The organism is uncultured Fibrobacter sp., from assembly GCF_937877005.1.
GTDB lineage: Bacteria > Fibrobacterota > Fibrobacteria > Fibrobacterales > Fibrobacteraceae > Fibrobacter.
Genome location: NZ_CALEFV010000271.1, coordinates 1 through 7,443, shown reverse-complemented (window position 1 = coordinate 7,443; position 7,443 = coordinate 1). Strand labels below are relative to the sequence as shown.

At 48.3% G+C, this 7,443-nt stretch carries 5 protein-coding genes; 4 read left to right on the top strand and 1 reads right to left on the bottom strand.

Features of this window, described 5'->3' with window-relative positions; translation table 11 throughout:
* The 4 genes from Q0628_RS11955 to Q0628_RS11940 form a co-directional block, all read left to right on the top strand.
* Positions 1 to 846, top strand: an 846-nt coding sequence (locus Q0628_RS11955) for a sensor histidine kinase (protein WP_298771272.1), incomplete at its 5' end; no start/stop codon positions are given.
* 186 nt (positions 847 to 1,032) lie between these two features.
* Positions 1,033 to 2,289, top strand: a complete 1,257-nt coding sequence (locus Q0628_RS11950) for a hypothetical protein (protein ID WP_298771270.1) — start codon at positions 1,033 to 1,035, stop codon at positions 2,287 to 2,289.
* Position 2,290: 1 nt separating this feature from the next.
* On the top strand, positions 2,291 to 4,810 hold the full coding sequence (locus Q0628_RS11945; RefSeq protein WP_298771268.1) for a hypothetical protein: 2,520 nt from the start codon (positions 2,291 to 2,293) through the stop codon (positions 4,808 to 4,810).
* A 64-nt stretch (positions 4,811 to 4,874) separates the two neighbouring features.
* Positions 4,875 to 5,708 (top strand): hypothetical protein, encoded by an 834-nt coding sequence (locus Q0628_RS11940; protein WP_298771266.1) that lies wholly within the window; start codon positions 4,875 to 4,877, stop codon positions 5,706 to 5,708.
* Between the two features lie 91 nt (positions 5,709 to 5,799).
* Here Q0628_RS11940 and Q0628_RS11935 read toward each other — a convergent pair whose 3' ends face one another.
* A complete protein-coding gene (locus Q0628_RS11935) occupies positions 5,800 to 7,374 on the bottom strand; it encodes a biotin attachment protein (protein ID WP_072976800.1) in 1,575 nt (524 codons plus the stop codon).
* Between the last annotated feature and the right edge of the window lie 69 nt (positions 7,375 to 7,443).

Genomic DNA, 7,443 nt, shown 5'->3' with positions numbered 1-7,443 from the left:
TTTGTCGGCAATGCCCTGTTGCTTTTCTTTTCGTTGCTTGGGCGCGAGGTGTTCTATTTCCTGCTGCAACGCAAGGCGGGAGAAGGCATCGTTGAATTCTTTAGCAACTATTGCTTTAGTGCGGGGGCCGGGCGTGGACATTTTTCCGTATGGACGGTGCTCGTGTTCCTGATAGCTCTTGCGCTCATCTGCTTTGTGTGCATCTTGATTTCGATGTTTACGAGACAAATCATTAGGGCATTTATCTTGCGTGAAAAAAAACGCTCGACTTTGGAATACGAACTCAAGTTCTTGAAGAACCAACTCTCGCCGCATTTCTTGTTCAATACCTTGAACAATATTACTAGCCTGATTCGTATAGACCCTGGCCTTGCCGAAACAAGTATGACGAAACTTTCGCAGCTGATTCGTGTGATGCTTTACCAGACAGGCGACAAGTATATTTCGCTTAAAGAAGATGTGGGCATTTTGGAAAAGTATGCGGAACTTGAGAAATTGAGACATGACGATTCCTTTGATTTTAAATTTGAATACGAACTTGAAAATCCGGATTGTCAAGTGGAACCGCTGTTGATGATGCCGTTGATGGAAAATGCGATGAAACATTGCGTGAATCCAGACGGCAAGAGCTTTGCCCATATCAAGATTGTGCAGAAAGGGGATGAACTTAGCTTTGTGGGCGAGAATAGTAACTTTCCGCGCAAGGCAAAGGCGAATGCAAGTGGGCTTGGACTTTCGACCTTCAAGAAACGTTTGGAGTTGATGTATGCCGGCAACTATACTTATAAGCATAGTATTGATGGCAACAGCTATAAGACAGAGCTTCGTCTGAAACTGAAACAATAATTTGCAAAGTGAAATATTTAGAAAGGAAGCTCTTTACAGGGGAAAAGACATTATCTAGTTTTCAAACCGAGGATTTTTTTAGATACAGCCGATGATGGATGTATTTTTTCCTCCGTTTTCTTATATGCGAACAGTTTAACGAACGTTAGACTTTTTTGATACATCTACATCAGTAATGGAGGTCCTATGAAAAATAGGATGTCAAGGTGTGCGGCCTTGATAGGGACAGTATTGTCTCTTTCGGGTTTTGCACAGGTTTGTCAAGAGGTTTCGCTATATAGTAATGGTGAATCCGGAAAAATGGATCAGAGTGGAATGACATTCCCGGAAGCTCCGGAATGGAGCGCTAACTGGGGAGAAATGGATGGATTGACTCCACCCTATATTCGTTGGTCTGGCATGAAAAATTACAAGGGAAATTGGACAGGAAACCTGTCTCTTTCGAATCTGCCTGCGATAGTGCAGGGCGGAGACTTGACTTTTAAGGTGCGTGCAACGCAAAAAGTCAGATTCGGTTTATGGCTAGAAAGTGAATATGGAAGAAGTGCTGTCAAATACTATGAGCTGGAGGCAAATCGTTCCTATGCACTCAAGGTGCGGGTCGCGGAACTTATTGGAAAGGAAAAAGCGACAGTACAGAAGGTCGGTGTGGGAATCTTTGGAGTTCCGGCCAATCAGTATACGACATTATTCTTGGATGATGTCACATTGGGGTGCGTTGCTACGGAGAATGCAACTGTTCCTGCTGTAGGCTCGGATTCCATTGAATATGTCTTTAGCGAGATTACTCCTAAAAATCCGCTACGTCCAGGAAAGTTCATCGAGACTTCCATTCCTATGACATCTGCGGCCTATACGGATGCCGAACGTAGTGCTGTTTCGGATTCAACAACGGCTTTGTTTGTGCTGAGTGAACAGGAACACCTTCAGATTGTACGAAGCATGGGTGAAGGACACGACTCCACCCACAAATCGCCCAGTCTCTGGTTTCGTAATCTGTATTTTATAGAGCGCAACCGGTTGCGCGATAGCGTCATTGCTAATCCGAAGAGCTTGTTCTATGAAGCGAGGAGTTTTGCTGCGGCTACGGATAATAGGGCGATGCCTTTGCTAATCGGGAATGTGGATTATGCCTATAGGGAATGTGTCGATACCGCTTGCATTTCGAGACGTTTTCTAAAATCGCGGCTTCTACTTGCGGGACTACCTTCTGCTATCGTTCATGGTTCGTTGCTTAAACTTTATTACGATCCCTATTTCGTGTGTACAAACAGGAACATCTTGCCGACTATGGAAATTCAGGTGTCCGGGAAATGGCTGAGACTGGCCCCCGGAGGTGAATTGCAACTGGAATTTGAATCCGCTGGGATTCATCAGGTGTTAGTGAGGCTTAATGAAGGAGGAGTGACGGTGAACCAGAACCTTTTTGTGGAGGTGAAGTAAGATGTGTAGAAAAATCTTTTATTTAGTGATACTTGCTGTGACATTTTCGTTTGCCGGTAATTATGACTTTTTTTTCAAACTGCAGAAATCGAATTATTTTTGTATATCCACGGCTCCCTATCAAATTGCAAAGTTCAATGCAGATGGTAAATTATGTCCTGCAGAAACAATGCTGCACGATGTCCGCATCCGTTTTAGGAATCCAATTGTCGAACAATCCGCTGTATTTGGCATGGCGCTGCAACGGCCTTTCTTTATATTGGATGGAATATATCTGAGTACCGATGGGGTACGGACATTATCTGATTTTGAAGATGAGGCGAATCGATTGGGAATCATGGATGTGCTGGAAGAACTCGGATATACACCGATTCTTGTGCAGTTTACGGAAACGGTAAGGACGTCTTTGGACGATAATGCTCGATACTTTGCGGAATTGCTCAAGTTTTTCAATGAAAATAAGCTGATCGGTTTTCCTGACAAGATGGAATCGGGAATGGTCGTGATGGGTATAAGTCAGGGGGGTATTTTGGGCCGTTATGGGGCGTATCTTTACGATATTCAGCGCAACAAAAGCAAGGATGCGCCCATTCGCCTTTATGCGTCCTTAGATTCTCCCCATCAGGGCGCTATTTTGCCGTTGAGCCTTTACTATACGATTAACTTCTGGGCTATTCTAGGTGGGTCTGCAGAAGCCGAAGCCTTTAGTGATTTGATTGAAGGTCCCGGAGCTAGCGGTCTACTGCTCTATGAAAGGCAAAAGCCGACAAGTATTTTTGAAACAATTAATCCGGAGTATGAGGTGAGCATGTCTTCATCGCGTTTCCTTTTTGGCGAATATCGCAAGGCTGCCGAGTATCAAGGTTTCCCGTCTGTGTTGGTTGCCCAAGGCCAGCTGAAGGGCATGTCTCCTAAACATCCCGAAAAGTATTTTACACTTAACCGACGTGCTAAAAAAGCGGGAATTCTGATGGGGCGTGCCGAGAGTGAGATGGCTTCCTATAATAAGGGCGAAAAGAGAATCGCTAAAAATAGGGTGTATCAAAAATTTAGCTCAGAGCAATCTGTCTCAATAACAAAGGACGCTGAATTTGATTTTATTCAGGGCAGTACATATCCTTTTGCGGAGACGATGTATAATAGTCTTCATGCTGGATTTGAAGATGCAATGCCGAGTGACATGTCCGTCAATATATTGGGAGTTTCGGCATCACTATCGACGGCATGGGACGAAGATACTCTGCTGCAAAAGAACAGTACCTTTATTCCTACGGCAAGTGCTATGGATATGAAGTGCTCGGGAAACCTGGCGATGAGGGGGGAGTGCGCCTTTAAGCAGAGTTCCTCGGATTTCCCGTTTACAAAACCGGGGACTCGCAGTACGGCAGATGCCGCCTACGCAGTGGATCCGACGCATCCTAGGTATAATGAACCGATTAGCGGTCGTCATATTGAGTTGCCGGAACAGTTGTCCGGTAATGAAGAATCGGCTGTGGTAAAGGGCTTCCAAGTAGATATGTGGAGAATTCTATGCGAACTTGCGAATTACGATTACGATTCGAGAGCGAAGGCGTTTCGTAATGAAAAGCTGGAATGGTATTTTTTGCCAAATGGCAATTGTATGGATCAGACAAAAATTCCGCAACTTATTAGGGAAAGTGGCTTTGTGCAGGCAAAGAAATTTGGATATGCTCGCTATGATTACAAGTCCAAGGCGACAGAAAATACGGAATCGGTCCGTTTCGACCTTCCTGCGGGTTGGCATAAGGTTGCCCTTTTTGACAATGGTCGCATTTTAGAAGCGGGTACGGCGTTCGAGGTTGATGTGACTGTGAACCAGACAAAGGGTAACTGGATGAAGGGCGAAATCATGCTTTCGAAAACGAAGAATGGGGTGACCCAGATTCAGTTGCACGAAATTAGTATCCCTGTTGATGGAAAAAAGTTTGTCGCGCATTGGCAGTTGCCTTCCGGCGAGGAATCAATTTCCGCTTATCGCTGGATCCGTCTGATTTTGAACTCGGACGGAGGCAATGTGACCTTGTCTAATCCGAGAATAGTGAAGTCGCTTGTATCTGAAGAAGTTCCCAAAGTAAAGGTGGCCAAGAACTTGTATCCTAATGCCGATTATTCCTTTGTAGCATGGCAGGATTCGACCTTGATATCAAAGTACTCTGATGCCCTAGGAAGTGGAATTCGTCTTAACTTTGATCAACCTGGTTACGGAGCGCACCTTGATTTCGGAGGCATGAAGGATTTGAGTGGATTTTCAACATTGGAAATAGCTTTCTGGCCGGGGAGTTGTCAGCAGACGGTAGTCTATTTATACTCTAGTCGCAGACCGATTAATGCCTTGAGAAATGCTACGGCATCGGGTGCTTTTATGAAGGCTAGTATTCCTCTGGATCAAATCGTCGATACGAGATTGACGCCTAATGGAATGCTGGCGGCATCTCGATTGTCTATTCAGGGCACAGCCGTAAACGAAACCTGCTTAATTAAGAGCGTTAATTTAAAATAATTATTTTATAATAAAGGTCTGTTCGCTCCGTTATGCGTGCGGCAGACTTTTGTTAGAGGAAAATATGAAAAAGAGAGTAATTCTGTTATCTGCGATGGCGCTAGCTATGACGGGTTGCCTTGAACCAACCGCTCGTTCTATGGGTTCAACCCTGATGCCGGCCCCGTTGACGCATCGTGCTCCGTCCGATACAGCGTCTCCGCAAGAAATCTCTGTTGCCGCGACCGGTTTTTGGGGACATACAAGTGATGCCTACAATGTGACGGACTTGAATGCTGGTGGAGGAAGCCTTGGCCTGACATATCGCTTTGATGGGAAAATGTCGCCGTTCTTTGTGAATGCGGCCGTAGGAGGCTTTGGCGGTTCGCTTAAGTTTGGCTGCGATGAGGATGCGGACTGCAATAAAACTGTTGCAGAAAACGACCCTATGTTGTATAGCCCCAATCATCCGGATTATGCCTATGTTGTTTGGCTTGATAGTGATGCTGGTAAGAAAAGCTATGGATTCTGGAATGTGCAGGAACGTCTTCTTACCGGAGCGGACCTTAGCACCTCGACGGTTATCGTCGGCTTTGCTGCCGGACTTCAGTTCTACCAGGGTGCGTCAGATTATGACGATGTCCGTGAAGAACTATCCGACAAAAAATGGGTCAACGACATAGATGAAAAGCAGGGAATGGGCTTTATGACGGCTTGGTGGTTTGGCTTTCATTTTGGGCATAAGGGATCCCTTGGGGATGCCGTTGTCGAATATGATGTCTTGCACAAGGGCGAGCTTGCCAACTGGACCACTTCACTCAAGCTTACCTATACGCATCCGACGGGTTTCTTTGTCGGTGGCGCCAGCAGTAGCCTGATTGAGTGGGCCGTTTACGCGGGCAAGAACTTCGTGTTCTAGATTCCTGCTCAGGTTTGAAATGACAAAAGAGCCGTGGGTTGAACCACGGCTCTTTCTAATTTGTTTGTAGAACGGCGGATGCCGTAACAAATTACTTGAGGGTCTGAACCTGCACGTCCCAGCTCTGGTTGCCAAGAGCGATGCGGTAGGTGCTTGCGGCGCCGGCCTTCATGTTCTTGGTGTCCACTGCCGGAGCAGCATTCGGGTCCTTCTTCGGCACGCCAATGTGGCGGTTGCCCTTGAGGAATTCGATACCCTTGTTGCCAGCCTTCGTCTGGAGGCAGCCCGTGATGAAGATGGTTTCGTCGGTGACCGGCAGACCATTTTCTTCGAGGAGGGCCTTGGCCTTCGGAATGCCCGGTTCGAGAATTTCTTCTGCGCACTGGACGCCCGGATAGGCTTCCTTGAACGGCTTCATGTTGAACTGGTCGGCAGCGATCTTCACGAGTTCCGGATCCGGTTCGCAAGGAGTCTTGCCCTGGTAGCCGAGGAGCATCTTGCCGTAGCCTTCGGTCATCTTGAACCAAGTACCGCGGCCTGCGGCCTGGTTCAGGGTGTTCATGTAAGCCTGCTGGAAGTAGAACTGAGAAACCGGCGTCACGGAAGAAGCAAAGCCACCGCGGCGGACGCATTCACTCATGTTCTCGATAACCTTCGGGAACAGGTGGAAGGTCTTGGTTTCACGCATCATGAGGGTGTTGGCGGTAAGAGCTCCACCCGGCATGGGGCTGAAGATCACGTCGGTGGTAATCTGACGGGCTTCAGGCGGGAAGTTGTAGTCCTTGAGGCATTCGACGGCGACGTTGTTGGCTTCCATGAGTTCCGGAATGTGATCGTCGACGATGCTGTCTTCGCCGAGGGCGAGCTTGTATTCCGTACCCTTGAGGGCGTGGAACATGGAGAACAGGTCGGGCTGAGCCGTACCGCCGGAAAGCGGCTTGCGGCCGAGGTCGACGCCATCGGCGCCACCTTCGATAGCGGCCTTGTACTGGGCCACACCGGTACCGCAGGTGTCGTGGCTGTGGATGCGGAGTTCAACCTTGTCGCCGAGGAGCTTACGGGCGCGCTTGAAGGTCTCATAAACCTTGGTCGGGTTCGTGGTACCGGAAGCGTCCTTGAAGCAGACGGATGCGAACGGAACACCTGCGTCCAAGATGTTGCGGAGGATGCGTTCGTAGAATTCCGGGTTGTGGGCGGCGTTGAGGTCGCATCCCGGAGGAAGTTCCATCATGGTCACGACGACTTCGTGTTCCAGACCGGCGTCGGTAATGCACTTGCCGGAGTAGATGAGGTTGTTCACGTCGTTGAGGGCGTCAAAGTTACGAATACGGGTCATGCCGTGCTTCTTGAACATGTCGGCATGGAGCTTGATCATGTCACGCGGCTGCGGAGCGAGGGCCACCACGTTGATACCGCGGGCGAGGGTCTGCAGGCGGATGTTCGGGCCGACTACGCGGCGGAATTCGTCCATCATGTCGAAAGCGTCTTCGCCGCAGTTCTGGTACAGGGCCTGGAAACGGGCGCCGCCACCAGCTTCAAAGTGGGTGATGCCAGCCTTCACGGCAGCTTCGACCGCGGGCATAAAGTCCTTGGCGAACACACGGGCACCGAAAATAGATTGGAAACCATCGCGGAACGAGGTGTCCTGGAACTTGATCTTTTTCATTTGTGTCTTCCTATGGGATAAATCCCTGGTTTTTACTGTACAATAAAATACGGGGGGAAAGATAGAAAA

Coding starts and splice junctions, on each gene's coding strand:
- Q0628_RS11950 (WP_298771270.1), top strand. CDS start 1,033: ATGAAAAATAGGATGTCAAGGTGTGCGGCCTTGATAGGGACAGTATTG.
- Q0628_RS11945 (WP_298771268.1), top strand. CDS start 2,291: ATGTGTAGAAAAATCTTTTATTTAGTGATACTTGCTGTGACATTTTCG.
- Q0628_RS11940 (WP_298771266.1), top strand. CDS start 4,875: ATGAAAAAGAGAGTAATTCTGTTATCTGCGATGGCGCTAGCTATGACG.
- Q0628_RS11935 (WP_072976800.1), bottom strand. CDS start 7,374: ATGAAAAAGATCAAGTTCCAGGACACCTCGTTCCGCGATGGTTTCCAA.